The sequence below is a fragment of the Neobacillus sp. DFD-2R genome (assembly GCF_057747865.1).
In genome coordinates this window covers 65,621-89,730 of sequence record NZ_CM173228.1, presented here as the reverse complement: position 1 = coordinate 89,730, position 24,110 = coordinate 65,621, and the positions used below count along the sequence as shown (strand labels likewise).

The following is a 24,110-nucleotide window of genomic DNA, read 5'->3' as shown; positions in this document are numbered from 1 at the left end:
GGGCTCGTCTTATGCTTGTCGGGGCTGAGACTGGCGCTTCAGCTTTTCTTTGTCCAGCTTCCGCTTTTCTCAAAAGTCAAATAACGAGTCCCCGTTTGCTTCTTTGCCTAAATCCATTTTTTTCGGTTGATTTAATGCAGCAGACTGATAAACTGCTTGCTGCGGGACAACCGGTGACGGGATCACAACGGCTTGCTGTGTGATTACCGGCTGCTGATTGACAGCAGCATTCCATGGCTGTCCGCTTTTTTCCTGCTTTTCATCAAGAATAAGCTCGCATAATATTTTAATAGAGTACACTTTTTCCCGCAAGTTTTCTTCCTTGGGACTGTTTTTCGCAAGCATTAATTCTTCTTCTATTTTCGATAATAGTTTTTGAACAGATATATTCACTTTTATGGCACCCCTGATTTTAGACTCCTTCTCATCTTACATGAGTATCGCCTATTTTTCGAGCTATTAGACACTCGACAATCTTCGCTTTGTTCCACGTGAAACACGTCGGATTTTGTAAGCGTTTTTCTCGAAGATTGCTGCTTTCAAATGTTATAAACAAGCCTTCTATAAAAAACTAATTGTGAACTTTGCGGAAATAATTGTGAAATAGGAGGAATGATAGCTATAGCTAGCGGGAATAATCCTAAAATCCGCCGAATTAATGATGAATCTAGCGGAATTCTAACAAAAATTCGCGGAATCATGCAGGCAGTGCCGGAAGAAAAGAGATTTTTTCAGGTACCGAAAAAATGCAAAAAACCCGTACCGTGACCTGGTACGGGCCCAAAATCTCACCCTAAAATCCGCTGATAAAGCGACTTGGCATGTGTCAAATCCTTTGTACCGTGAATCAACGCACGCCCGTCCTTAAAAATAACCATCCGCTCATCACTCATTTCAACAGACAACAAATAAGGATTTCCTTTAACTGTATATCCAAGGGAACTAAGCTGTCCTGCCAGCTGTTCAAGTGAAATCTCGCCCTGACCGGAGGGACGGATTTGCACCGTATCCCTGCCGCAGAGCACCGTTGTTTTTGTCATGTTTTCCTTGTCGAGATACGGATAGGTTCGCTCAGATCCGCATGACAAACAACCGGCAAACTTGGCCTTTGACATTTTTAAACCGGTATATTGGTTTCGCCATACATCAAAACTGACAAACGTAGTCCTTACGGCATCCCAATCGCCGACTAATATTTTTAACGCTTCTGCTGTTTGGTGAGCAATGACCATTTGTACGGCAGGGGAAATAATTCCGCCTGTATCACAGGTCATTCCCTGCAAAGGTATTGATCGCAGCAAGCAATTTAAACAAGGAGTTTTCCCCGGGATTACCGAAAAACTCATTCCAAAGCTGCCGACACAAGCTCCATAAATCCAAGGAACATTGTATTTTTGTGAGACATCGTTCATCGCCATCCGGGTTTCGAAATTATCGGTTGCATCAATCATTAAATCAATGCCGGCGATCAATTCTTCTAACAATGCCGGTGTCGCATCGCCGATGATCGCAGCCACCTCAATCTCGGAGTTAATCTCCTTTAATCGTTTCCGGGCGGCAGCGGCCTTCGGAAGTTTTTCCGCCGCATCGTCTTCCGTATAGAGCTGCTGGCGCTGAAGATTACTTGCTTCAACATAATCCCTGTCGATGATCGTAATTTTTCCAACCCCGGCCCTGGCAAGCACTTCGGCATTTCCTGAGCCAAGAGCTCCTGCGCCAATTATCAGTACAGATTTACAGCTGATTTTCTCCTGACCCTCTTTACCGATTCCCGAAAAGAGGACTTGCCGTGAATACCGTTCATTCAATTTACATTTCCCCTTTCCCAAAACCGCCGTCTCAAAAATAACAATAAGCTTAAGCTCAGCCTCCGCTTACCGGCGGGATGAACGCAATCACGTCACCGGCTTGAATGACCTCATCGTTCGCGGCAAACTCTTCATTAATCGCTGTCATAACCGTATCCATCTTAGGCAGGCCGTAGCTCGCGTCCAGCTCCGCTTTTAACTCTGCAACTGTTTTTCCTTTTGCCTCGATCATCAAAAATTCTTCGCCGACGGCATCACGCAGATGGGCAAAAAATAGCACCTTATTCATGTAAATCACTCTCCTCCGGATGCCCTTTTGGATAGACAACCGTTTCCAGTTGATTTCCCATCCACTCTTCGCCATCTTCCCAATGCTCTTTTTTCCAAATTGGGACGATCTCTTTAATCCGTTCAATCGCATAGCGGTTCGCCTCATAGGCATCGGCACGGTGGGGTGTCGAAACGGCAATCACTACGGCCACATCGGTAATATCCAGCTTCCCGACCCGGTGGGTAATGGCTACTTTAGCGCCTTCCCAGCGCTGTTCAATCTCGGTGCCGATTTGTTCAAGCTTTTTCACTGCCATCGCTTCATATGCTTCATAAATTAAGAACAGTGTTTTCTTCCCTTTTGTTAACTCGCGGACCGTCCCGATGAAGGTGGTAATCGCTCCGGCTTCACGTTGAATCACTTTATCTATAACTGATTGGATATCGATTGGTTCTTTTGAAATCGCGTAATTCATTTTTTCACCTCTTCAGCAAGCATTTCGGCGCGGCATTCTCCACGACCGCATAGCCGCAATGCTATTGTTCACGTATGAAATAGTATATTGCTTTTTCTACGGGTCAAGCAAATGATTCCAGTTTCCTTCTCCTCAATAAAGGCATATGCCTTTTCAACACTTTGAAAAATAGTCTTATATCCTTCCTTGGTGAATTTCGGCCCATTTTTTTGCTTCTTCATATTCATCAGGATGATTCATATTAAAAAAAATACGTTGTAAATCCAGTCTGTTATCAGCCTGAAAATCCTCTTCCGTTACGTAATGAACGTTCAGCCCCTCAAGCAGCTGCTTCATTCGGAGCTGACCATTCTCAATTCTTTCTGCCGCAACTCCGGCTATCTTCTTATGAAAGACAGCAAAAAGAGGGTGCTGCTTTCCGGCTATTACGGGTACAACCGCATCATACCGGCTGCATTTGTTTATAAGTTCAACAGCAAGCTCCCCTGATACAAACGGCATATCACAGGCGACAACAATATTCACTTCATACTCTGAAGCGGTAAGTCCGGCATGAATCCCGGCAAGGGGACCCATACCCGGATAATGGTCCGATACCATTTTCACGCCTAAAAACCGATAGTTCTCAGGTTCATTGGTAACGAGAATGATATCATCAAAGAACCGCTTTAATTCCACTAAAATTCTTTCGATATTCGGTTTTTCATTTATTTTGAGAAGAGCTTTATTTGTGCCCATTCTGCTTGATTTCCCACCTGATAAGATAATTGCCGCAGCTTTCACCTAAAAGCACCCCTTCTTAGCATTGTGCCAAATCAATATTCATGATACCACGAACATGGAATCATTTTTCAGAAAAATCTTCATTATCCAACAAGCACCTCCATTTTTTTATAAGCATTGCTTTCGCTTTTTCGAAACGATTTTAGTATGATTATTACATTATTAATTACACTAGTACTTTAGATATCATATATTTTTAATGAAGGGAAAGGAGTCTGTGTCTATGGAAGCAATTGATGTAAAAAGCGTTCAAGAAGCCATTAACCGCTTCGCCAATAAAGATGTTTACATTCATCTTGAGACCACAAACGGTGCCTACGCCTCACATAATGATCAATCCTTCTTTTCAGCAGGTGCTTATATCCGCAATGCACGTGTCCGTTATGAGTTAGGGAAAATAACGGGAAATGGCCCCTATCGCGTGGGTTTGAAAATAAACCTTGGATGGGTATATGCAGAAGGCATCACCCATTTTGAAATTAATGAACAAGACCAACTGCTTATGGCCGGTCATGACCATGATGGCAAACTGGCTGTCGCTTTAGAAATTAGCACAAGCCCGTTTGAATAAGAAAAGCGCAAGCGCCCCGTTTAGCGAAGTACACTAGCCGCCGGGCGCTGCAGCCGGACAATTCTCAAAGTTAAGTAAAGACTGGAAAGGAGAATGAATTATGGAAAAAGAGCGCCATGTACTGGTTGTCTTTCCCCATCCGGATGATGAAGCATTTGGAGTTTCGGGGACAATCGCGACCCACGTAGAGAATGGAACCCCTGTTACCTATGCTTGTTTAACATTAGGTGAAATGGGACGTAACATGGGAAATCCTCCATTTACCAATAGAGAAAATCTTCCAAAAATAAGAAAAGAAGAATTAAAGGAAGCTGCCGGAGTCTTGGGAATCCAGGATTTAAGAATGCTTGGCTTTCGCGATAAAACGATTGAATTTGAGGATGAGGAAAAGCTTACGAAGGTGATTTCCGGTTTAATCGATGAGTTAAACCCGTCGCTTATCATTACTTTTTATCCGGGCTACAGCGTCCATCCCGATCATGATGCGACCGGTGCGGCCGTCGTTCGGGCTGTGGAAAAAATGCCTGCTGCAGTAAGGCCTGCCTTACACTGTGTTGCTTTTGCAAAAAATTGCGAGCAAGAGATTGGCGAACCGAATATTTTAAACAATATCAGCCCTGTTGCCGAGAAAAAGCTGGCCGCCATTAGGGCACACCGTTCGCAAACGGAGCAAATGTTTAATAATATGGCGGAAAAACTGAAAAGTAAAGACCCCGATGTCATGAAATGGATCACAAACGAACGTTTTTGGACGTATAAATTTGAAAAATAGCCTTAAAGCCCTTCACATAAGAAGGGCTTTTTTTTACATTTCAATTAAGGTTGCAGCAATGTACAAATTGCGCTGTCATATCCCGCAATGAATCACTCATGTAACGGATCATTTGTATCGCGAGCTCAGGATCGTCATATAAATCCTTTTCCAGCACTATTTTGTCTAAAAATAGTACCCTTCCATCCTGCAGCATTGTGGCTGTTGCAGGGCAGTTTTCTGTTTTTTGCGTAAACAAACACGCCTCGGCAAATAGATCGCCTTTTTGTTTGATACAAACAATGACCTCATTTCCGTTTTCATCCTGCTTTGTCAGCTTCACCGCACCGGAATGAACAAAGTAAACGCCCCTTGCCGTATCATCCTCTGAAATGACTTGATCCCCTTTTTTAAATGAAAAGGATTGAATTCGTTTTTCAATCCTTTTGATCGACTGTTGTGATAAATCTTTGAAAATCACTATCTTCCGTAAAAAATCCTCTGTTTTCAGCTCTTGTAGGACCATTAAATGCGGATCTTTTAAACAATCGACTCGAATCATTCTTCCCACCGCCTTAAGCAAACTTTTCATACTCTCCCCTTCAACGCTTTACGAACTCCCTGCTATCCATTGTAAACAACTTACTACCATGAAGAAGTGACGAGATTCACAAAACGTTCAATTTTTTGAAACCGCTATATGACAAGCCGCTTCACAAATCGTTCACAGAACAAGTTATAGGGTGTGTTGTAAATCACATTTTTAGAGTTCCTTACGGAATACGATGAAATTGTTCATTAGAGATTAAAAGGAGGGTAAGTATGAAGAAGTCAATTATCAGCTTTGTTATAAGTGTAGTACTTGGCTTTGGTCTTGGTTATTTGGTGTTCGAAGTGATCCTGCATGATTCCGGAAAGCAGCCGGTAACGGCAAGTACCGAAACAACAACGACCACGACAGATCAAAAAACGGATTCAAAGGAAGCATCTTCTGCGTCGACTGCATCGACAACGCCGGCTGACACAGACAACATCCTTTCCAAGAGAGGCTGCCTTGGCTGTCACTCTGTTGAAGCACTAAACCTAAAAGGCGGGCAAGTAGGTCCCGACCTATCGCATGCCTTTGTTGAGGTAGCGGATAAACACGGCAAGCCGATTGAGGAATTCCTGAAACAACCAAACTCAGCGGTAATGTCCGGTGTCCTCGGCAAAAATCCTTTAACGGATGATCAACGTAAGCAGGTTTTAGAATTACTTAAAAAAGCATCTGAAACAAAATAAAAGATAAGGTGGTGCAAATAGATGAAAAAATGGTTACCTATCGCTACCGGGTTAATTGCCGGATTTGTTGCTGCGACCATTTCTTTTGGCAATTTTTCATCGGGGCCAACAACCGAAGCTGCAAATAGTACCAACAAAAGCGATGCTGAAAAAGTGTATGTTCCATTTGGACAAAAGGATGAGTATTACTTATTCGCTTCAGGCGGTCACTCCGGACAAATGTTTATTTACGGTGTTCCATCTATGAGGGAAATCAGAACGATACCTGTTTTCTCACCGGACCCTGCAACAGGATACGGTTTTGATGAGAGAACGAAAAAAATGCTTGGCGGTTATACGTGGGGAGACCTCCATCATCCGGCCTTCTCTGAAACAAACGGCGATTATGATGGAAAATACATGTTTGCTACCGATGTCGGTAACAGCCGTGCTGCAGTTATGGATTTGAAAACGTTTACCACAAAAGATATTATCAAAGTTCCCAACACCGCGGGCCCGCACTGTGCCGCTTTCGTTACCGAAAACACAGAGTACATGTTCCTGCCGACTCGTTTTGCAGTACCGGTCGGCCAAGAATACCAGCCTCTTGACCAATACAGCACAAAATACCGCGGGGTCATGTCTGCAGTTACCTTTGACCAACAAAAAGAAAAATTAAACATTGCTTATCAGGTTGCACTTCCGCCTTGGTCATATGATTTATCTGACGCAGGTAAGAAAAGCTCCGCCGATTGGGCTGTTATGACAACCTATAATACGGAAGAAGCAACAACTACGCTTGAAATTAATGCATCTCAGGCTGACCGTGACTATATCGTTCTATTCAACTGGAAAGAACTCGCGCAAATGGTTAAGGAAGGTAAATACACCGGTGTCAACGGCCAAAAAATGATTTACCCTGAAAAACAAAAAGGCGGTATTTATTTAGTCCCTGTTGCGAAATCCCCGCACGGTGTTGACGTAACTCCGGATGGAAAATACTTTATTGCTTCAGGAAAACTTGCGCCTTCTATGACCGTATTCTCATTTGAAAAAGCCTTTAAGGCCATAGAAAAGAAAGATTTTTCCGGTGAAAGAAACGGAATCCCTGTTCTTAACTATAAATCTGTAATGGAAAGAGAAGTAAACCCTGAAAATGCTCTTGGACCGCTTCATACCCAATTTGATGACAAAGGTATGGCTTACACGACCATGTTCATCTCTTCTGAAATTGTAAAATGGAATCCAAAAACCGGTGAAGTACTGGACCGTGTGCCTGTTCAATATTCACCGGGACACTCTGTTGCAGCGGAAGGCGATACGGTTTCACCTGATGGAAAATACCTTGTTGCACTGAACAAGCTATCAAAGGATAACTTTTTATCTGTAGGACCGTCACACCCTGAAACGATGCAATTGATCGATATCAGCGGCAAGAAAATGCGGGTCATCGATACAGCTCCGGTGAATCCGGAACCGCACTATGCACAGATGATTAAAGCAGACAAAATCAAAACGATTAACGTTTATCCTAAAGACCCAAGTAATAAGGATGCCGTATACAAACAAACGGACACAAGAATTGTCCGCAATGGTAACGAGGTCCATGTTTACGGTATCGCGATGCGTTCAAGATTTATCTTCGACCATACAGCCAAACGACCTGACACCATTGAAGTAAATCAAGGCGATCATGTATTTATCCATTTAACCAATATTGACTTTGATGAGGATATTACACACGGATTTGCCATCAACAGCTATAACTTGAACATGGAGGTTCAGCCGGGTGAAACGAATACACTGGAATTTACTGCTGATAAAGCCGGTACGTATCCGCTTTATTGCACTAACTTCTGTTCAGCACTTCACCAGGAAATGACCGGTTACTTCCTTGTAAAACCTAAGAATTAACAGTTGGTGATGGGTATCAATTCAAATGATTGATACCCTCATCTTTTACAAGATTTCACTATTATGTCTAGCTGCAGCGCCAAGCCCCTCGAGGTCATAAGTCAAGCCCTTTCGGAAGGCAAAAAGCACACCTTCCTACAGGGCTTGCCTTATGCTTGTCGGGGCTGAGACTGGCGCTTCCGCTTTTCGAACAAAGGTGTGGTTAACTTGAATGATCAAAGCAAAAAATTATCCATTACTTCATCCTTACTGATTGCCCTTTCAGCAGTATTAATCGGCCTTTCATTTTTTTTCCCATGGTGGAAGATGGTGTTTATTGCCCCGCAATATCCCGAGGGTTTAAACATTATTGTTTATCCGAATAAGCTGGCCGGGCAAATTGATATTGTAAACGGCCTTAACCACTATATCGGAATGTCTAATTTCAGTGAAGCGAATTTTCCTGAACTAACCTATCTTCCCTATCTGATTGGAGGATTAGTTCTTATTACATTGGCAACAGCGCTGATTCGCAAAAAAATTGTCCTTTATATTTTGATTTGCCTGATCATCATCGGCGGGTCGCTCGGGGTCTATGACCTTCACAGGGCACTGCATGATTTCGGCACCAATTTAAGCCCGCATGCACCGATTAAAATTGCGCCATTTGTTCCGCCGATCATCGGGCAAAACCGGGTGGCAAATTTTATTACACACAGCCTTCTTGGCCCAGGCTCCTATTTCGTTCTGGCAGCCTTTGTTTTATTACTGATTCCGTTATGGAAGGATCGAAAAAAATGAAAAAATTGACGCTCTTTCTTTTCGTTTTTTCTCTCTTTTTCATCTTAAAACCTGAGAAAAATATGGCAGCCGAAAACTTGCAAGTGATGATCGACTCCACGAAAGAAGGAGCGGTATTGAAGCTTGAGAATAAGACCTATGACGGCAATATTGTCATTCATAAACGCATGACCATTATTGGCTCAAATAAGACCGTGATAAAAGGAGACGGAACAGGAAACGTCATTTCCATTAAAGCTCCAAATGTGAGGCTTAGCCGCCTTACCGTTACCCACAGCAGTATGGACCGTAACTCTCCTGAAGAGTACGCTGCGATTAAAATTTATACAAACGGAAATGTCGTGGAATATACGCAAATCCGAGATTCTTTTCACGGTATTTATTTAAGCCAGGCCCATCATAATATCATTCGCTATAACGATATTAAAGGGCTGGGAAAAGGCGAGATTGCCGCCCAGGGAAATGGGCTTCATGTTTTTTATTCCAATAATAATCAATTAACAAATAATACAATTGAAGGTACCCGCGACGGGATGTTCTTCGATTACGCCAATAACAATCGAATCGATGAAAATAAAATTAGCAACACCAGATACGGGCTGCATTACATGTACTCTGACAATAACGTCTTTAAGAAAAATATTTTTACGATGAATACTGGCGGCGCCGCGATTATGAACTCGAATCATCTTAAACTGGAGGAAAATCAATTTATCGTAAACTATGGAAACCAGTCCTTTGGGTTAATGCTGCTGCAAGCAAATGACAATAACATTGAAAACAATACCTTTTACATGAACCAGCGAGGGTTGTATATAGATCAATCAACAAATAATTTAATTCGAAATAATCGAATCAGCCAAAATCAAATTGGCATTGAGCTTTGGGCAAGTTCCAATGATCAAACCTTTACGTTAAACCGAATTACCGAAAATACGATTCCTGCCGTTACCCTTGGCGGAAAAGGGGAAAACAACTCCTGGAGTAAAAATGGCAAGGGAAATGATTGGGGCAGCGCCTTTCCGCTCACTGATTTAAACCAAGATGGGATTGGAGACTTCCCTGTCACCTATCATTCTTCTTTATACCAATTAATCGAGGATCAAGAATTATCGTATTTATTTTTAAGAAGCCCGGCGATCAAGATTTATGAAAAAATGAATGCACTGCTTCAACAAGATCAAGTCATGTTTAATGACCCGCATCCATTAGCAGCCGGAAAAAGCAAGCATACAACAGCCATTTTCATCACAATTGGGCTTTTGGCTGTATTGATTTTAATAAAAGGGAGACATCAACTATGCATTACATTTGGAAGGAATGGAAGGAAAACATAAGAGGAAAAGGATTATGGCTGGCATTAAGTATCATTATTCTTCTATCAATCAGTATTTTATTTCGTTCCACCGCCCTTTCATTTGATAAAGGCTTCTATGTTCTCTTAATCAATTTATTTGATACGATTATTTATTTTATTCCGATCCTTTGCTTGTTTATCGGTGCCTTTTCGATTTTCCAAGAAAAGGAACAGAAAACACTCATCATGCTGTTAACAAAAAAGGACAATTATCCCGGTTTTTTATTCAAAAAAAGCCTTGGACTCTTTGCAGTGGTCCTACTTCCACTGATGATTTGGTTCTTTTTCTATCTGCTTTTGCTAAAGTTTAATTTTCAGCTTGATCTAAAAAGCTATCTGATTTTTATTATCGCAATCGTTTGTATGGCGCTTATATTTATCCAAATGGGGGCGGCGATTGGAAGCTTCAGCCGTTCGCGGATGCAAATCATTGGCTATACGATTTTTGTCTGGTTTTACTTTTTCTTCTTACATGATTTTATCATGCTATCCTTCCTGCCGGATGTAACCCATGAAAATGTAAAACTATTTTCGAGCTTCTATTTCCTAAATCCGCTTCAATCCGTTCGGATGTATCTGGAAACGGGGATGGGCGTTTATTCCTTCGGGCATATGTCACGGCTCTTACAAGCATTCATGTGGACGAAACCGGGATTCTTCCTGCTTGGAAATCTATTTTTCTGGCTCATTGTCTCCACGATCATTGCCATTGTTTTTCACCGTAAGGAGGGATATGAATGATCAAGGTCAACCATTTACAGCAATCCTTTGGGAAAAAGACCGTTTTAGACTCTATCACTATTGAAATTCATAAAAACGAAATATGTGCTCTTGTTGGTCGAAATGGCGCAGGAAAGTCCACTTTTATTAATAGTCTTCTTGGACTGCTCCCCGTTAAACAGGGAGACATCACCATCAACGGGAAGTCTGTCACAAAGAAGAATACCGAATGGAAAAAAGCCATTGCCTACCTGCCGGAGAAATTCATGCTCTACCCGATGCTGACAGGTCTTGAAAATATTACATTCTTTGCGGAGGCTGTCAGCAAAACACCTGACAACGAACGGATTGAACAAGTACTTAAATTGGTCCGTCTTTGGGATGACCGCGATGTTCAAATAAAGAAATATTCAAAAGGAATGCTGCAGCGTCTTGGCTTGGCGATTACGCTTTACCAGGATTCAAGCATTCTCATCCTTGATGAGCCAACGAGCGGGATTGACCCGATGGGAAGAAAGGAAATTTTGGAGGTGCTTAAAGCCCTTCAAGATAAAACCATCCTTCTCTCCTCCCATCACCTCGATGAGATCAAGCAGGTTTGCACCCATGTGGCCTATTTAAATAATGGAAAAATGGAAAAGTACACAGTAGAGAAATTTCTAGAAACACATCATTTAGGAGGGATTGAATCGTGAAGAAACGGTTAATTCTTACATTTCTATTTCTAATCGCAGCGGTAACAGCCTGCAGTTCAGGACCTGATTATAAAGTAGCGGTCACCAAGCCGCTTTATTATCAAAAAGAAACAGCCATGCCCGTTGAAATTAAAGTGACTGAAAACAAAAAAGCCGTAACAGGGCTGGATATTTCCGCTGAATTGTCGATGGCGAGTATGGACCACGGCACGTACAATTTAAAGTTAACTGAAGGAAAAAACGGAACCTATTCCGGGAAAGTTAAACTTCCAATGGACGGAAAATATGAAATGGCCTTTACAGTCGTAAAGGACGGCCATAAAACGGAAAAGGTCATTGATTATGTGGTAAAAAAACCAAAAGGTGTAGCCGCGATTAACGGGAATTGGATTACCGGTGAGGATTTAGCCTTTTACCAATTGGCTAATAAGCTCCAGCTTGCGATAAACCGGGAAACGGCTCAAAAAAAATACAACGGAAAGCAGCTGGAGGAAGAGCTTTCGTACTTGGATTCCCAAGAAAAAACAGCAAATGATAAAAACCAATTGCTTACCCAAATCATTCGCATTCGTGCCATGGCGTTGATTGCTGAGGAAAAAGGGCATAAAGCCACAGCAGCAGATATACAAACGGCGATGAAAAAGGATAATGACCAATATCAGCAATATGCTTCCGCTAAAAGCATAGTCCAAGCATATGGAGAAGAAAAATTCCGGAAAGCCGAAGAATTGCAATATAAGTACATTGTCCTTTCAAAACAAGTATTATCAGATTTAGCTGCACAAGCAAAAAAAGAAAATCCCAATGTAGGCGTACAGGAAATAAATTATTTAGCACAGCAAAAATATGAAGACCTTTTAGTTACTCAAGTTAACTCTTTAAAAATTGAGATCCTATAGGTGACAGGCACCCTTAAAAGGTGCCTGTCACTTTTTTTATTCTTCAGGAGAATTCATGATCTTAATTGTCTTAAAGCCAAGGTTTACTTTATAGTTTAAATTCCAGTTGCTACTGAAGATCTCAACCTCATTTTCTTGTACGGCAAAGCGAAGAACGACATCATTTTCATCATCGATAAGGATATAAGAATGTTTGTTAGAGTATAGTTGGTACGACGTGTGTGCAATCAGAGTCCAGCCATTTTGTAATGGGTTACTTTTTGTACTCATCCTAAACCTGCCTTTTTATAAAAATTATAAAACAAAGCCGCTAACTTGTTAACTGCTTCAGTGTTCTCTTTTACTTTAAATTGTTTACTAGCACTCTGTAAAGCTCATGTTAAATACTTGTTTCCCTCCAGGTTGTTATTTTGTATAAAGATTTAATACTTTGCAAAACTAAAGACAGCTAAGAAGAAAGGAGCTATAACAATGACCAAAAAGTTTAACAAAGGAAGCCGCAATCAAAATTCACCACAAGCCGGTAATGCTGAAGCCGAATTTGCCAATGAGTTTGTTAGCGGTGATAATAGCAAAGGAAATAAACATAATCGAACACAGAAAAGTAAAAAGTGAAACGCTAAACAAAACAGAGGCTGACAAAAGGAAAAAGTCAGTCTCTGTTTTTTTAATCTTTATTTTCCGGGTTTAGCTCGATAGCCGGGGTATAAACAAATGCAGGTGAAACTCCCTCAGCAGGCTGTCTCTTCTCACCTCTGAATCGATCCTGCATTTCAAGGTTGGCAGTTTCGGCCTCTGTGCTTCCGCGTGTTGAGGCATGGACCTTTCCATCCTCCAGCTGCTCGTTAATTTTTATATTTGCTTCGACGGTTTCATTCGAAAATTCCTTGTCTTTTCCCATTTGACGGGCCCCCTTCTTATTTCATTTACTTTTATTATTGTTCCCTTTGCTTTCTTTTGTAATCAAAAGGGGGAGCTCATAAACATTGCTGCTCTCTTCATCCTTCTTGGCGTTTCCGTCCTTATTTTTAGGCTCTGTTAAACTTGCCTGTTGATTTCCGCTCCAGGCACTCGCTTTCCGCGGGCGGTCGGGAGCCTCCTCAAGCATTAAGCCTGCGGGGTCTCCCTTGACCTGCTTTTCCCGCAGGAGTCTCGCGCCTTCCGCTCCAATCAACATAGTGAGCTAAATCAACAATGAACTTTAACATAGCCAATTTTTAAAAAGAATGTATATAAAGGAGTTCAAAGTAAATAATGTAATTGTTATTTACAAAAAAGGGGGTAAGAACATGGACGCACAACGAGCACAGGAAATTGCTAATTCATCGACAATGGCGAACGTCATATGTAATGGAACTCGGATCTATATTGAGCATGTAGATCAACAAAATGGGACAGCTACCATTCATCCACTCGATGAACCAAATCAGAAACAAAATGTTTCTATTTCAAGCCTGATAGAACAGTAATTAGTTGATTTCCCCATAAAACACCATTTTTGAATGGTGTTTTCTTTTTTGCCGTTAGGTTGATCATCTCTCCAATTCGTATTACTTTACTAAATAATTGATACAGACAAAAGATGGCTTTATCAGCCATCTTTTCTTATCTATTTTTTAATGACAACTGTATGAACGGATTGTTCTTAAGTCCATTCCATAGTATTCCCAGTTGTATCCGCGCCAACGGTAACCGGCCACGGATGTTCTGCCGACATATATTGGATAGTACCAGAAGCTTCTACCATTATTTAACCAAATATAGGTATACCGGTAGAGACAGCCTCGAATTCCTCCGGGGTCTACCGCATATAACCCTGCTGTTTCATGCGGTATAATGGATGGCGGCGGTGCTGTTGGCGGACCTCCATGGTACTGTCCCCCGCCATATGGCGGATACCCATGGTGGTCGTGACCTCCCGGATAACCGTGTGGGGGTGGCGGGTAACCACCATGGTGATGGTCTATTGGCGGCGGCGGGGGTGGAAAGCCGTGGTGTTGTCCTCCACCGTGGGTCGGCGCGGTTCCGTGCTGCATTCCTCCGCCGTGGGTCGGCGCGGTTCCGTGCTGCATTCCTCCGCCGTGGGTCGGCGCGGTTCCGTGCTGCATTCCTCCGCCATGGGTCGGCGCGGTTCCGTGCTGCATTCCTCCGCCATGAGCCGGCGCGGTTCCGTGCTGCATTCCTCCGCCATGGGTCGGCGCGGTTCCGTGCTGCATTCCTCCGCCATGAGCCGGCGCGGTTCCGTGCTGCATTCCTCCGCCATGGGTCGGCGCGGTTCCGTGCTGCATTCCTCCGCCATGAGCCGGCGCGGTTCCGTGCTGCATTTGCCGTAGATAGTCTTCATATGCCACTTCAGGCGTCCAAGCATAACCATAAGGATAATTGTAATAAGCCAAGGAAAAAATCCTCCTTCAATTTGTTATCCCTCTAATGTATGCAAAACGCCTAATTTGGTGAGGTTTCCCTATCATATGTATTGGTCTTTCATTGGTGAATGCCTATGAAATTTTATTACTTAAGGAGGTCGACGAAGTCAGCTTTGGTAAGCTCTTTTAATTCCTCCGGGTTTATAACAATTTGAACGCCGATTTTCCCGGCACTGACAACGATTGAATCAAGCTGCAGACCGCTTTCATCAAGAAAAGTCTGATATTCTTTTTTCATGCCGATAGGGGAGCAGCCGCCACGGATGTATCCGGTCCATTTTTGAATATCCTTGACAGCGATCATTTCCACTTTCTTTTCACCGGCTGCTTTCGCTGCTTTTTTTAAGTCCAATTCCCCCTCTACAGGGATGACAAAGACAAATAGGTTTTTGCTCGCTCCTTGAGCAACCAGGGTTTTATATACTTCTTTTGGATTTCTGCCGATTTTTCCTGCAACAGAAATTCCATCTATCTTTCCATCCTTGTTATCGTATGTAAGCACATCATATGAGATCTTTTTTGCATCGAGAATTCGAATAGCATTTGTTTTGACCTGTGCCATGTACACCATCCTTAATCATAAAATATAAAATTATTATAACAGTAAATTTTTTTCAATTGCTAAATATGGTTTTCTATTCAGCAAAAGGAATATTCTTTATTACTAAATTGTTAATAGTTACAAAAAATAAAGGGTATCGGAATGAATTCCGATACCCCCTTATCACAACCACTTTTTGTTTAATGCCCGCCCAAATACGCACTTCTAATCTGGTCGCTTTGATTGAGTTCATCAGCTGTTCCTGATAAAACAATTCTTCCGGTCTCAATGACATATGCCCGATCGGCAATCGATAATGCCATGTTGGCGTTTTGCTCTACTAAAAGAATCGTTGTCCCGCTTTTATTGATTTCCTCAATAATCCGGAAAATCGTTTTAACCAAAAGCGGCGCAAGACCCATTGAAGGTTCATCTAAAAGCAATAGCCGCGGACGGGCCATCAAGGCACGGCCCATAGCAAGCATTTGCTGTTCGCCCCCTGAAAGAGTACCTGACAACTGCTTTTTGCGCTCGAGAAGGCGTGGAAAGAGCTGATAGACTTTTTCAAAATCCTCACGAATTCCTTGCTTATCTTTTCGTAAATAAGCCCCTAATTCAAGGTTTTCCTCAACCGTCATATTGGAAAAAACACGACGGCCTTCAGGAACATGGGATAATCCCTGTTTAACAATGGCCTGTGCAACCTTTCCGGTAATGGATTTCCCTTGAAAGGTAATTTCACCATTCTTTGGTTTAAGTAAACCGGAGATCGTTTGTAACAACGTACTTTTACCGGCACCATTCGCACCGATAAGGGTCACAATTTCACCTTCATTTATATCAAGTGAAACACCCTTCAATGCATGAATATTACCATAATAAACATTGATATCATTTATTTTTAACATTATGAGACCTCCTCGCCAAGGTACGCTTTGATAACTTTTGGATTATTCCTAATTTGCTCAGGAGTACCTTCGGCAATCAACTGGCCGGAATCAAGTACATATATCCGTTCACACACACCCATAACCAGCGGCATGTCATGTTCAATTAATAGAATTGTTAAAGAGAACCTTTCACGGATCAAAGCAATTAAGTTCATTAGCTCTTCCGTTTCCTGCGGATTCATCCCTGCAGCAGGCTCATCGAGCAGCAGCAACTTAGGGTTAGCTGCAAGGGCCCTGGCAATTTCAAGACGGCGCTGCTGTCCGTATGGCAGATTTTTCGCTTTTTCATGCATGAATGGCTCAAGCTTGAAAATTTTCAAGAATTCAATCGCCTTTTCCTCCATTTCCCTTTCACCGGAAAAGTGAGGCGGAAGGCGGAAAATGGAACTTATCATCGAATGCTTAGCAAGGGAATGATAAGCAACCTTTACATTATCAAGAACCGATAATTCACTGAACAAACGAATGTTTTGGAACGTACGGCTAATTCCCTTTTTGGTAATTTTGTATGGTGCCAAGCCGTTTAATCTTTCGCCGTCTAACTCAATGCTTCCTTCAGTAGGTACATAAACACCTGTTAGTAAATTGAAAAATGTTGTCTTACCGGCACCATTCGGGCCGATCAGGCCAATCAATTCCCCTTGGTTTAAATAAAGATTTACCTCAGATACGGCCTTCAGCCCGCCAAAGCGAATTCCAACATTGTCAACCTTAAGCAACTGTTTGTTTGCTTTCATTTTGCACTCCTCCTTTAACGGATTTACCACCTTTAAAGAAAGAGGTTAATTCTTTTGTCCCCAACAATCCTTGCGGACGGTATAGCATCATAACAATCAGCACCAGGCTGTAGATAATCATCCGTAATCCCGGGAAATCCTGGAGATACGTCGAAATAATCGTTAAAAGAATTGCGGCAATAACTGCACCTGACATACTTCCTAAACCGCCAAGTACAACAAATATTAAAATATCAAAGGATTTCAAGAAACCAAAGTTTGTCGGCTGAATAATGTAAAAGTTATGTGCCCACAATCCGCCGGCAATACCCGCAAAAAATGCACCGATCGCAAAGGCAGCAACCTTGTAATAAGTCGTATTAATTCCCATCGCATCCGCTGCAATTTCATTCTCACGAATGGAAATACAAGCACGACCATGTGTTGAATTTGTAAAGTTCACAATGACAACAAGTGTAATGATTACACAAGCAATTAGCCATGGCCATGTGGTTAAATGTGATACCGTCATCCCACTGGCGCCGCCTATATAATCAATATTCAAAAATACAATCCTCACTATCTCTCCAAAACCAAGTGTAGCAATTGCCAGATAATCTCCTCTTAAACGAAGGGACGGGATCCCGATAATAAGACCTGCAATGGCTGCTACGACTCCGCCTGCCAGTAATGCCACCGGAAATGGAAGCTGCAATTTCATGGTCATAATAGCGGAAGCATATGCACCAACTGCGAGAAAACCGGCATGTCCAATTGAAAATTGTCCTGTAATCCCAATGATTAAATGCAGACTGGCTGCTAGAATGATATTAATTCCAATAAAAATTAATGTGTTTACATAAAAGGGGTTCAGTATTTCTCCTGTGATTAAGAATTGCACCACTACTGAAAAAATAACGGCTAAGACGATTGAGCCCCAAAATCCTTTTGCCTTTTTGATAATAGTCATCGCTTAAGCCTCCCCTACACCTTTTCCCTGACATTTTTACCGAATAATCCTGCCGGACGGAAAATTAAGATTAAGATCAATACAACAAACGCTACGCCATCGCGCCATAGCGAGTAGCCCAGTGCACTAACCAGTGACTCAATTACACCTAATACCAAGCCGCCTACCATTGCACCCGGTATAATACCGATTCCGCCTAAAACTGCGGCAACAAAGGCTTTAAGCCCTGGAATAATTCCCATCAACGGCTCAATTTTGGTATAATACATTCCAAAAATGACTCCTGCTGCTCCGGCAAGAGCCGAACCGATGGCAAACGTTGCAGAGATGGTGTTATTAACATTAATACCCATAAGTCTTGCTGCATCCATATCGTGTGAAACAGCCCGCATCGCTTTACCGATTTTTGTTTTATGAACGATAAACTGAAGTAAGATCATTAAGAAAACAGAAATACCTAAAATTAATAATGATTGGCTGCTAATTTTTACCCCAAAAAGATTGATGCTTGTATCCGGAACAATATTACTTGGATATGCTTCCGGCTGTGCACCGCGAACATAAATCGTTCCATATTCCATAAATAACGAAACACCGATTGCCGTAATGAGTGCGGCAATTCTTGTTGCATTCCTTAGCGGCTTATAAGCAATCCTCTCAATCAGAACGCCTAATAAAGCACAAATAACCATTGAAATAATTAATGCCGGGAAAAATCCGATGTGTAATTTAACAATAGAATAAAACCCTATAAATGCACCCACCATGAAGACATCTCCATGGGCAAAGTTGATCAATTTTACAATACCGTAAACCATTGTATAGCCAAGGGCAATTAACGCATAAATACTGCCCAAGGAAACCCCGTTTACTAACTGCTGTATCAGTTCCATGTCCTACACTCCTTATAAAAGGGCTGAAAAAGATTTTTACATCTTTAACTTTGATTTTTGACGAGCCTAAGCTCCTGTTTTGAGCTTTTCTTATAAATTGGAATAGGGAGACATAGATTCTCCCTATTCATTTTGTCCGATATAAAATTTAAGGGTTTACCTTTGTATTAAACACTTGTTTGCCGTCCTTGTATTCAAGAATAACAGCAGATTTAATCGGGTCATGGTTTTTATCAAGCTTTAAAGTACCGGATACAAGTTGAAGACCGTCTGTTTTCGCAAGTGCTTCTTGAATCTTCTTAGGATCGCTTGAGCCGGCACGTTTGATTGCATCTGCAAGGAAGTAAGCAGAATCATAACCTAAAGCATTGAAGGCATCCGGTGATTTATCGCTGTATTTCGCTTTGTACGCTTTTACGAAATCTTGAACCTTTTGATCTGAATCTCCGGAAGAATAGTGGTTCGTGATGTATGTGTTATTTAACGGGCCATTGCCGGCGATTTCTACAAGTTTAGGAGAATCCCAGCCGTCGCCGCCCATAAATGGAACGTTTAAGCCAATTTCACGTGCTTGTTTAAGAATTAAGCCTACTTCCTCGTAATATCCCGGAAGAAAAACAAACGCAGGATTTTGGGCTTTAATACGTGTTAATGTTGCATGGAAGTCAGTATCCTTCGCAACATATGCTTCTTCAGACACGATACTTCCGCCATTTTTCTTAAATGCTGATTTGAAAGAGGCTGCAAGCCCTTTTGCATAGTCACTTGAGCTGTCAATTAAAACTGCCGCAGTCTTAACATTTAATTTTTTGGATGCAAAGTTCGCTGCAACAGTACCCTGGAATGGGTCAATGAAGCAAGTACGGAAAACATAATCATTTAACTTGCCATCTTTAAAGGTAACTGTCGGGTTCGTTCCGGTTGGAGTCAATAATGGAACTTTGTTATCTTGGGCAATTTGTACCTGTGCCAATGTGTTTGTACTTGTAGCGGCGCCGATAATAGCTGAAACTTTATCCTGGCTGACGAGCTTGATTGCGCCGTTTGTTGCTTCAGCTGCATCTGATTTATTGTCAACTTTAACTAGTTCTATTTTCTTTCCGTTAATGCCTTTTTTATTGATTTCATCCAAAGCTAATTGGATTCCTTCCTCAATGGATTGTCCGTAAGAAGCAACCCCGCCTGATAGTTCAAGGTCGGCCCCGATTTTAATCGTTCCGCCATCCTTATCGCTGCTGCTGCTACCGCTTGTCGCAGAACTACATCCTGCCATTACACCAGCTGTGACCAATAGTGATGCAAAGATACTAGCAACCTTCTTCTTTCTCATGTTTTACCCCCTATTTGTTTTTAATAGACTTTCCAGTAAAATTTGTTACCAATTATTTTACTGTTTTAAAAAAAGATAATATTCTGAAAACATTGTACAAAATATTTTCCTATTCGTCTAGTAGTATTGTCCATTATTTTAATATAATTTAGAAAAAAAGAACTATTTTGCTATTTACCACCCTAATAGTGAATAATCCTTAATTAGTGTAAAAAAAGGTTAATTTTTTAAGATTTTATCATTTTAAAACATTTTGTGAAAAAAATTTTTTTCATAACAATTTAGAAAAAAATGAGATTCCCGAATAGGAATCTCACACGATAAATATTATACTAATTCTTTTCTTTTTGTTTCTTTTCCTAAAAATAGAACTGTGAATGCTCCTATCAAAACGGAAATACAAAAGATCGTAAAAATGATAGAAATTGATGTTTTTTGCTCTACCAGATAACCGACTAACAGAGGTCCCAGTACACCGCCAATACGTCCAAATGAGGCAGCCATACCCGCACCTGTACCGCGGATAATGGTCGGGTACTGCTCCGGTGTATAGGCGTATAAGCCGCCCCATGCCCCTAAATTAAAGAAGGACAAGAGGATTCCCGATACCATTAATAAAGAGGTTGTATTAGCGGTACCAAAGAAATAGGCACTGATTGCGGTACCGATCAAATAAACAACTAATACGAATTTCCGCCCGAATTTTTCAATAAACCATGCAGCCGTAAAATAACCCGGTAATTGCGCTAACGTCATAATCAAGACATATTCAAAGCTTTTAATCATGCTAAAGCCTTTCATCACCATTACGCTTGGAAGCCATAAGAACATTCCATAATACGAGAAAACGACGCAAAACCAAACAATCCATAACATGGCAGTCCGGCGGCTATGTTCTTTCGACCACAATTTTGCTATTCCTTGTATGGCTGATATTTTTTCCTTTTCCTTTACCGCCGTAAAGCGGGGAGAGTCCGGTAGATCAAGTCTTAAATATAGAGCATAAAGGGCGGGAATCGCACTGATAAGCATTGCAACCTGCCAGCCGTACTTCGGGATGATGAAATAAGAGATGAGAGCAGCAATCAGCCAGCCTCCTGCCCAAAAGCTCTCAAGCAGAACAACAATCCTTCCCCGCTTTTCCATCGGTACACTCTCAGAAACGAGCGTAGAGGCGACAGGAAGTTCACCGCCAAGCCCCATGCCAATTATAAACCGCAGGACTAAGAAGATGGTTAAAGTCGTGGCAAATGCAGAAGCGCCGCTCCCTATTGAAAATAATAACAACGTAAGGATAAATACATTTTTACGGCCAATTCGATCTGCCATTAAGCCAAAGAGCAGTGCACCAACGGCCATTCCAATTGAATTAATACTCCCAATCCAGCCCATTTGTTGTGCTGATAAATTCCATTCCACTTTTAACGCCGCAATGATGAAGGAGAGCATTCCCACATCCATTGCATCAAACATCCAGCCCATCCCGGCAATTCCGAGCAATTTCCTTCCCGAAATTTCCTTTTTATTACCCATAAATATCTCCTGCCTCATACCAATATTGTACTATTATTCCCCAAATCGTTCTTTTTACAATCAGGGATGTTCTCCTACTAAACAAATAGTATTCTAGCAGTTGTCTTTACACTTGTCATCACGAATTTCGACAATACCTTCCTCAGAAAAAAAAGAGAATGCCAATTGCATTCTCAGATTGTCGAGAAAGGGGTATTTTCTCGGCAATTTTTTATTTTGTCAGAATCTAAATACAAAATTTATTGTTGGCCCCTGGAAATGGGTCTATTGATTTCCGCTCCGTGCACTCGCTTTCCGCGGGGAGATCCTGGGGAGCCAATCAACAGACATGTTGAAACCAATATACTAACAATATTATGACAAATTAACGAGGTTAATCATTAAAGTAATTGAATAAAATAAGAGGCTGCCGAGGGTTTTTCGACAGCCTGAGAATGCCAATTGCATTCTCTTTTCCTCTTGATTAGTTGATTCTTGCACCATCTTTACCTAACTTGTGGCCACTAATAGTGGTGCTATACGCCATATGTCCATCACTGTATAGGTAGTACCATTTTTTTGATACTTGGACCCAACCGGTTTTCATTGCACCGCTAGCATCCAGGTAGTACCATTTTTTCGATACCTGTACCCAACCTGTTTTCATTACACCGCTAGCATCCAAATAGTACCATTTTTTACCATCTAAAACCCACTTGCTAGTAACCATTGCACCTGTTTTTTTATCAAGGAAGTACCATTTCTTGCCGCTGTAAATCCAGCCTGTTTTCATCGTGCCGTCAGTATTAAGGAAGTACCATTTCGTTCCATCCTTAACCCAAGTGTTAGAAAGCATTGCACCTGTTTTTTTATCAAAGAAATACCATTTATTGTTGTACTTAAACCAACCTTTTATTGTTGCACCCTGTTCGTCAAAATAATACCTTTTGCCGTTAACAGTCTTCCAGCCTTCGGTAACGATTGTTAAGTTCGTAGTTGATTCTTTTCCACTTTTATCAACCGCATATAGAACGATATGATATGGAGATTTAGGCTCATAGTTTGAATCTGAATTTGATTCTAGGTCTGCCAGGGATTTAGAATCTATTAATGCAGCCGAGTCTCTTAAATCTTGCACTGTCATTAGATAGTTATTTGCATCGACAGGTATTTCCGCCCCGTTATTCATTCTGCTTGCCCAGTTTACCGCCTTTGCCTTATCTAAATAAGCCACACCATTGGTAAACCTGATATCAAAATCATCAGGTTTGCTAAGATAGATTGGGTCATTTTTTTCTAAAACAGATAAAGTCCATGCTGTATCAGAAGTAACTTGCAGCTTGGAAATTTGAATATCTCCAGGAACTCCGACTAAGTCTAATGTAAAGTTGTTATTAGAACCTGTTGCCTTAATTTCACCCTTATTCGTGATGAAACTAATACCTGATAGTACAGGTGTGCCGCTTACGGTAGCAGCGTAAGAAGCATTTGCCGGAAGCACACCCAGTAAAAACAGAAACAAGAAGCTTGTTAATGCAAAAACCTTTTTCACGTTAATCCCCCTATATGTACTATTGACTCCCCCATAAATTGGCTAGATTACCAGATTAGTAGTGAAGCATTAGCCTTATTTTACATAAAAAGACATTTTATTACAATATACTTCAAAAATATTTCACAATTTTTAAAAATGTGACATTGCCTTATTCAATAAGGCCGAGCGTCTTTCTTTTTTCATGCTCGAATACTGATCCTTAACGGGCTGCGCTTCACTTGCGCTATATCCTTCTTTTTCCAAATCCTTCACGAGTGAGCCATAAATATAATTAAACGAAGCATCCGTGCTTGCTTCTAATTTTTTCGCCGCGCCATTGTATTTTGAATAGAAATAAAAAAAGGAAATCTCCCCGCCATTTGCCTTCTTTGTTTGATATTCATCAAAAGCATAGGACAGAAGGGTATTAATCTTCCCATCAGCCTGGCTTTCAAGATTTTTAAAGGCCGGCTGATATCTCTCAATAATCGCTGCCGCTGTAAGTTTCACACTTGTATTTTTCCCGCCGGTCGCAGTCGAATCCGTCTTACTTTGAGTTATCCCATTACTGACCCCGCTATTTTTCGTGGGAGCTTCTGATCCCCCCGCTTGAGTACCTGTTTTGGTTACCTCGGTTTGCTTGCCGGCAGTTACCTGATTTGGTTTGTCAGCGGGTAACTGAATCTTGAAATCATTTTTCACTATTCCTGCTACTTTAGGATCATTGGTCTTATCTTCTTTACTATTAAGAAAATAATAAATGGTCCCGGTACTAACAGCAATGAGAAGCACAAGAATAGTTACAATCATCTTCCATTTTTTCACGATTGGATCATCCTTTTGTATTTTCAATAAAACTACTAATACACATTATCATATTTTGGTATTTTTGGGGCGATTAATTAACCTATGGCAGAAATTTGCTATAGTAATTTGTCAAAAAAAAAGCATGAA

General features: G+C 41.4%; 31 protein-coding genes. 12 read left to right on the top strand and 19 right to left on the bottom strand.

The window, feature by feature from the left end:
* Positions 1-69: 69 nt before the first annotated feature.
* The gene (locus tag AC3ANV_RS00465) at positions 70-393 is read right to left on the bottom strand and encodes a YwdI family protein (protein ID WP_488311750.1); all 324 of its coding nucleotides are present in this window, start codon (positions 391-393) and stop codon (positions 70-72) included.
* Positions 394-612: 219 nt separating this feature from the next.
* Here AC3ANV_RS00465 and AC3ANV_RS00460 point away from each other — a divergent pair, with 219 nt between their 5' ends.
* The gene (locus tag AC3ANV_RS00460; RefSeq protein WP_488311749.1) at positions 613-768 is read left to right on the top strand and encodes a hypothetical protein; all 156 of its coding nucleotides are present in this window, start codon (positions 613-615) and stop codon (positions 766-768) included.
* Between the two features lie 20 nt (positions 769-788).
* Here the strand turns inward: AC3ANV_RS00460 and AC3ANV_RS00455 are convergent, their stop codons facing one another.
* The 4 genes from AC3ANV_RS00455 to mobA all read right to left on the bottom strand — a co-directional run bounded on the left by AC3ANV_RS00455 (position 789) and on the right by mobA (position 3,337).
* Positions 789-1,808 (bottom strand): thiazole biosynthesis adenylyltransferase ThiF, encoded by a 1,020-nt coding sequence (locus AC3ANV_RS00455; RefSeq protein ID WP_488311748.1) that lies wholly within the window; start codon positions 1,806-1,808, stop codon positions 789-791.
* 55 nt (positions 1,809-1,863) lie between these two features.
* Positions 1,864-2,097, bottom strand: coding sequence for a molybdopterin converting factor subunit 1 (gene moaD / locus AC3ANV_RS00450; RefSeq protein WP_488311747.1), 234 nt, complete (start codon positions 2,095-2,097; stop codon positions 1,864-1,866).
* Positions 2,090-2,554, bottom strand: coding sequence for a molybdenum cofactor biosynthesis protein MoaE (locus AC3ANV_RS00445; protein ID WP_488311746.1), 465 nt, complete (start codon positions 2,552-2,554; stop codon positions 2,090-2,092). The genes moaD and AC3ANV_RS00445 overlap by 8 nt, the downstream gene beginning before the upstream one ends.
* A gap of 174 nt (positions 2,555-2,728) precedes the next feature.
* A complete protein-coding gene (mobA, locus tag AC3ANV_RS00440; RefSeq protein ID WP_488311745.1) occupies positions 2,729-3,337 on the bottom strand; it encodes a molybdenum cofactor guanylyltransferase in 609 nt (202 codons plus the stop codon).
* Positions 3,338-3,560: 223 nt separating this feature from the next.
* Here mobA and AC3ANV_RS00435 point away from each other — a divergent pair, with 223 nt between their 5' ends.
* Both AC3ANV_RS00435 and bshB2 read left to right on the top strand, forming a co-directional pair.
* Entirely contained in the window at positions 3,561-3,908 is a 348-nt protein-coding gene (locus tag AC3ANV_RS00435) for a YojF family protein (RefSeq protein ID WP_488311744.1), read from the top strand.
* Between the two features lie 100 nt (positions 3,909-4,008).
* Complete coding sequence (gene bshB2, locus AC3ANV_RS00430; protein ID WP_488311743.1) at positions 4,009-4,680, top strand: bacillithiol biosynthesis deacetylase BshB2; 672 nt, start codon at positions 4,009-4,011, stop codon at positions 4,678-4,680.
* Between the two features lie 40 nt (positions 4,681-4,720).
* On the opposite strand, the gene AC3ANV_RS00425 is transcribed toward bshB2, so the two are convergent.
* A complete protein-coding gene (locus AC3ANV_RS00425) occupies positions 4,721-5,251 on the bottom strand; it encodes a Crp/Fnr family transcriptional regulator (protein WP_488311742.1) in 531 nt (176 codons plus the stop codon).
* A 230-nt stretch (positions 5,252-5,481) separates the two neighbouring features.
* Between AC3ANV_RS00425 and AC3ANV_RS00420 the strand changes: the two genes are divergently transcribed.
* From AC3ANV_RS00420 to AC3ANV_RS00390, 7 genes are all read left to right on the top strand, one after another.
* The gene (locus AC3ANV_RS00420; protein ID WP_488311741.1) at positions 5,482-5,940 is read left to right on the top strand and encodes a c-type cytochrome; all 459 of its coding nucleotides are present in this window, start codon (positions 5,482-5,484) and stop codon (positions 5,938-5,940) included.
* Positions 5,941-5,961: 21 nt separating this feature from the next.
* Complete coding sequence (nosZ, locus tag AC3ANV_RS00415; protein WP_488311740.1) at positions 5,962-7,833, top strand: Sec-dependent nitrous-oxide reductase; 1,872 nt, start codon at positions 5,962-5,964, stop codon at positions 7,831-7,833.
* Positions 7,834-8,040: 207 nt separating this feature from the next.
* On the top strand, positions 8,041-8,613 hold the full coding sequence (locus AC3ANV_RS00410; protein WP_488311739.1) for a hypothetical protein: 573 nt from the start codon (positions 8,041-8,043) through the stop codon (positions 8,611-8,613).
* Entirely contained in the window at positions 8,610-9,950 is a 1,341-nt protein-coding gene (nosD, locus tag AC3ANV_RS00405) for a nitrous oxide reductase family maturation protein NosD (RefSeq protein ID WP_488311738.1), read from the top strand. The genes AC3ANV_RS00410 and nosD overlap by 4 nt, the downstream gene beginning before the upstream one ends.
* Positions 9,914-10,711 carry an ABC transporter permease gene (locus AC3ANV_RS00400; protein ID WP_488311737.1) on the top strand — a complete coding sequence of 266 codons (798 nt, stop codon included), beginning with the start codon at positions 9,914-9,916 and terminating at the stop codon, positions 10,709-10,711. The genes nosD and AC3ANV_RS00400 overlap by 37 nt, the downstream gene beginning before the upstream one ends.
* The gene (locus AC3ANV_RS00395) at positions 10,708-11,385 is read left to right on the top strand and encodes an ABC transporter ATP-binding protein (RefSeq protein WP_488311736.1); all 678 of its coding nucleotides are present in this window, start codon (positions 10,708-10,710) and stop codon (positions 11,383-11,385) included. Before AC3ANV_RS00400 ends, AC3ANV_RS00395 begins: the two co-directional genes overlap by 4 nt.
* On the top strand, positions 11,382-12,284 hold the full coding sequence (locus tag AC3ANV_RS00390; protein WP_488311735.1) for a FixH family protein: 903 nt from the start codon (positions 11,382-11,384) through the stop codon (positions 12,282-12,284). Before AC3ANV_RS00395 ends, AC3ANV_RS00390 begins: the two co-directional genes overlap by 4 nt.
* 36 nt (positions 12,285-12,320) lie before the next feature.
* On the opposite strand, the gene AC3ANV_RS00385 is transcribed toward AC3ANV_RS00390, so the two are convergent.
* On the bottom strand, positions 12,321-12,554 hold the full coding sequence (locus AC3ANV_RS00385) for a hypothetical protein (protein WP_488311734.1): 234 nt from the start codon (positions 12,552-12,554) through the stop codon (positions 12,321-12,323).
* A gap of 201 nt (positions 12,555-12,755) precedes the next feature.
* Here AC3ANV_RS00385 and AC3ANV_RS00380 point away from each other — a divergent pair, with 201 nt between their 5' ends.
* On the top strand, positions 12,756-12,899 hold the full coding sequence (locus AC3ANV_RS00380; RefSeq protein ID WP_488311733.1) for a hypothetical protein: 144 nt from the start codon (positions 12,756-12,758) through the stop codon (positions 12,897-12,899).
* Between the two features lie 52 nt (positions 12,900-12,951).
* Here AC3ANV_RS00380 and AC3ANV_RS00375 read toward each other — a convergent pair whose 3' ends face one another.
* Together AC3ANV_RS00375 and AC3ANV_RS00370 are read right to left on the bottom strand one after the other, a co-directional pair.
* Positions 12,952-13,185 carry a hypothetical protein gene (locus AC3ANV_RS00375; RefSeq protein WP_488311732.1) on the bottom strand — a complete coding sequence of 78 codons (234 nt, stop codon included), beginning with the start codon at positions 13,183-13,185 and terminating at the stop codon, positions 12,952-12,954.
* A gap of 21 nt (positions 13,186-13,206) precedes the next feature.
* Positions 13,207-13,392, bottom strand: coding sequence for a hypothetical protein (locus tag AC3ANV_RS00370; protein WP_488311731.1), 186 nt, complete (start codon positions 13,390-13,392; stop codon positions 13,207-13,209).
* A gap of 181 nt (positions 13,393-13,573) precedes the next feature.
* Between AC3ANV_RS00370 and AC3ANV_RS00365 the strand changes: the two genes are divergently transcribed.
* Entirely contained in the window at positions 13,574-13,753 is a 180-nt protein-coding gene (locus AC3ANV_RS00365; RefSeq protein ID WP_488311730.1) for a small acid-soluble spore protein H, read from the top strand.
* A gap of 147 nt (positions 13,754-13,900) precedes the next feature.
* Here the strand turns inward: AC3ANV_RS00365 and AC3ANV_RS00360 are convergent, their stop codons facing one another.
* From AC3ANV_RS00360 to AC3ANV_RS00315, 10 genes are all read right to left on the bottom strand, one after another.
* Positions 13,901-14,680, bottom strand: coding sequence for a hypothetical protein (locus AC3ANV_RS00360; RefSeq protein WP_488311729.1), 780 nt, complete (start codon positions 14,678-14,680; stop codon positions 13,901-13,903).
* Between the two features lie 115 nt (positions 14,681-14,795).
* Positions 14,796-15,272 carry a Cys-tRNA(Pro) deacylase gene (gene ybaK / locus AC3ANV_RS00355; protein ID WP_488311728.1) on the bottom strand — a complete coding sequence of 159 codons (477 nt, stop codon included), beginning with the start codon at positions 15,270-15,272 and terminating at the stop codon, positions 14,796-14,798.
* A 179-nt stretch (positions 15,273-15,451) separates the two neighbouring features.
* The gene (locus AC3ANV_RS00350) at positions 15,452-16,159 is read right to left on the bottom strand and encodes an ABC transporter ATP-binding protein (RefSeq protein WP_488311727.1); all 708 of its coding nucleotides are present in this window, start codon (positions 16,157-16,159) and stop codon (positions 15,452-15,454) included.
* The gene (locus tag AC3ANV_RS00345) at positions 16,159-16,938 is read right to left on the bottom strand and encodes an ABC transporter ATP-binding protein (RefSeq protein ID WP_488311726.1); all 780 of its coding nucleotides are present in this window, start codon (positions 16,936-16,938) and stop codon (positions 16,159-16,161) included. The genes AC3ANV_RS00350 and AC3ANV_RS00345 overlap by 1 nt, the downstream gene beginning before the upstream one ends.
* Positions 16,913-17,887, bottom strand: coding sequence for a branched-chain amino acid ABC transporter permease (locus AC3ANV_RS00340; protein ID WP_488311725.1), 975 nt, complete (start codon positions 17,885-17,887; stop codon positions 16,913-16,915). The genes AC3ANV_RS00345 and AC3ANV_RS00340 overlap by 26 nt, the downstream gene beginning before the upstream one ends.
* 14 nt (positions 17,888-17,901) lie before the next feature.
* On the bottom strand, positions 17,902-18,780 hold the full coding sequence (locus AC3ANV_RS00335) for a branched-chain amino acid ABC transporter permease (RefSeq protein WP_488311724.1): 879 nt from the start codon (positions 18,778-18,780) through the stop codon (positions 17,902-17,904).
* Between the two features lie 148 nt (positions 18,781-18,928).
* On the bottom strand, positions 18,929-20,110 hold the full coding sequence (locus AC3ANV_RS00330; protein ID WP_488311723.1) for an ABC transporter substrate-binding protein: 1,182 nt from the start codon (positions 20,108-20,110) through the stop codon (positions 18,929-18,931).
* 327 nt (positions 20,111-20,437) lie between these two features.
* Positions 20,438-21,643 carry an MFS transporter gene (locus AC3ANV_RS00325; protein ID WP_488311722.1) on the bottom strand — a complete coding sequence of 402 codons (1,206 nt, stop codon included), beginning with the start codon at positions 21,641-21,643 and terminating at the stop codon, positions 20,438-20,440.
* 463 nt (positions 21,644-22,106) lie between these two features.
* On the bottom strand, positions 22,107-23,174 hold the full coding sequence (locus AC3ANV_RS00320) for a hypothetical protein (RefSeq protein ID WP_488311721.1): 1,068 nt from the start codon (positions 23,172-23,174) through the stop codon (positions 22,107-22,109).
* A gap of 132 nt (positions 23,175-23,306) precedes the next feature.
* Positions 23,307-23,981, bottom strand: a complete 675-nt coding sequence (locus AC3ANV_RS00315) for a hypothetical protein (protein WP_488311720.1) — start codon at positions 23,979-23,981, stop codon at positions 23,307-23,309.
* Between the last annotated feature and the right edge of the window lie 129 nt (positions 23,982-24,110).

Excerpts from the sequence above, each read along its gene's own strand:
- AC3ANV_RS00420 (WP_488311741.1), top strand. The coding sequence starts at position 5,482 with ATGAAGAAGTCAATTATCAGCTTTGTTATAAGTGTAGTACTTGGCTTT.
- nosZ (WP_488311740.1), top strand. The coding sequence starts at position 5,962 with ATGAAAAAATGGTTACCTATCGCTACCGGGTTAATTGCCGGATTTGTT.
- nosD (WP_488311738.1), top strand. The coding sequence starts at position 8,610 with ATGAAAAAATTGACGCTCTTTCTTTTCGTTTTTTCTCTCTTTTTCATC.
- AC3ANV_RS00325 (WP_488311722.1), bottom strand. The coding sequence starts at position 21,643 with ATGGGTAATAAAAAGGAAATTTCGGGAAGGAAATTGCTCGGAATTGCC.
- AC3ANV_RS00375 (WP_488311732.1), bottom strand. The coding sequence starts at position 13,185 with ATGGGAAAAGACAAGGAATTTTCGAATGAAACCGTCGAAGCAAATATA.
- ybaK (WP_488311728.1), bottom strand. The coding sequence starts at position 15,272 with ATGGCACAGGTCAAAACAAATGCTATTCGAATTCTCGATGCAAAAAAG.
- AC3ANV_RS00330 (WP_488311723.1), bottom strand. The coding sequence starts at position 20,110 with ATGAGAAAGAAGAAGGTTGCTAGTATCTTTGCATCACTATTGGTCACA.
- AC3ANV_RS00460 (WP_488311749.1), top strand. The coding sequence starts at position 613 with ATGATAGCTATAGCTAGCGGGAATAATCCTAAAATCCGCCGAATTAAT.
- AC3ANV_RS00340 (WP_488311725.1), bottom strand. The coding sequence starts at position 17,887 with ATGACTATTATCAAAAAGGCAAAAGGATTTTGGGGCTCAATCGTCTTA.
- moaD (WP_488311747.1), bottom strand. The coding sequence starts at position 2,097 with ATGAATAAGGTGCTATTTTTTGCCCATCTGCGTGATGCCGTCGGCGAA.
- AC3ANV_RS00380 (WP_488311733.1), top strand. The coding sequence starts at position 12,756 with ATGACCAAAAAGTTTAACAAAGGAAGCCGCAATCAAAATTCACCACAA.
- AC3ANV_RS00435 (WP_488311744.1), top strand. The coding sequence starts at position 3,561 with ATGGAAGCAATTGATGTAAAAAGCGTTCAAGAAGCCATTAACCGCTTC.
- AC3ANV_RS00365 (WP_488311730.1), top strand. The coding sequence starts at position 13,574 with ATGGACGCACAACGAGCACAGGAAATTGCTAATTCATCGACAATGGCG.
- bshB2 (WP_488311743.1), top strand. The coding sequence starts at position 4,009 with ATGGAAAAAGAGCGCCATGTACTGGTTGTCTTTCCCCATCCGGATGAT.
- AC3ANV_RS00345 (WP_488311726.1), bottom strand. The coding sequence starts at position 16,938 with ATGAAAGCAAACAAACAGTTGCTTAAGGTTGACAATGTTGGAATTCGC.
- AC3ANV_RS00335 (WP_488311724.1), bottom strand. The coding sequence starts at position 18,780 with ATGGAACTGATACAGCAGTTAGTAAACGGGGTTTCCTTGGGCAGTATT.
- AC3ANV_RS00350 (WP_488311727.1), bottom strand. The coding sequence starts at position 16,159 with ATGTTAAAAATAAATGATATCAATGTTTATTATGGTAATATTCATGCA.
- AC3ANV_RS00385 (WP_488311734.1), bottom strand. The coding sequence starts at position 12,554 with ATGAGTACAAAAAGTAACCCATTACAAAATGGCTGGACTCTGATTGCA.
- AC3ANV_RS00370 (WP_488311731.1), bottom strand. The coding sequence starts at position 13,392 with ATGCTTGAGGAGGCTCCCGACCGCCCGCGGAAAGCGAGTGCCTGGAGC.
- AC3ANV_RS00400 (WP_488311737.1), top strand. The coding sequence starts at position 9,914 with ATGCATTACATTTGGAAGGAATGGAAGGAAAACATAAGAGGAAAAGGA.
- AC3ANV_RS00425 (WP_488311742.1), bottom strand. The coding sequence starts at position 5,251 with ATGAAAAGTTTGCTTAAGGCGGTGGGAAGAATGATTCGAGTCGATTGT.
- AC3ANV_RS00445 (WP_488311746.1), bottom strand. The coding sequence starts at position 2,554 with ATGAATTACGCGATTTCAAAAGAACCAATCGATATCCAATCAGTTATA.
- AC3ANV_RS00395 (WP_488311736.1), top strand. The coding sequence starts at position 10,708 with ATGATCAAGGTCAACCATTTACAGCAATCCTTTGGGAAAAAGACCGTT.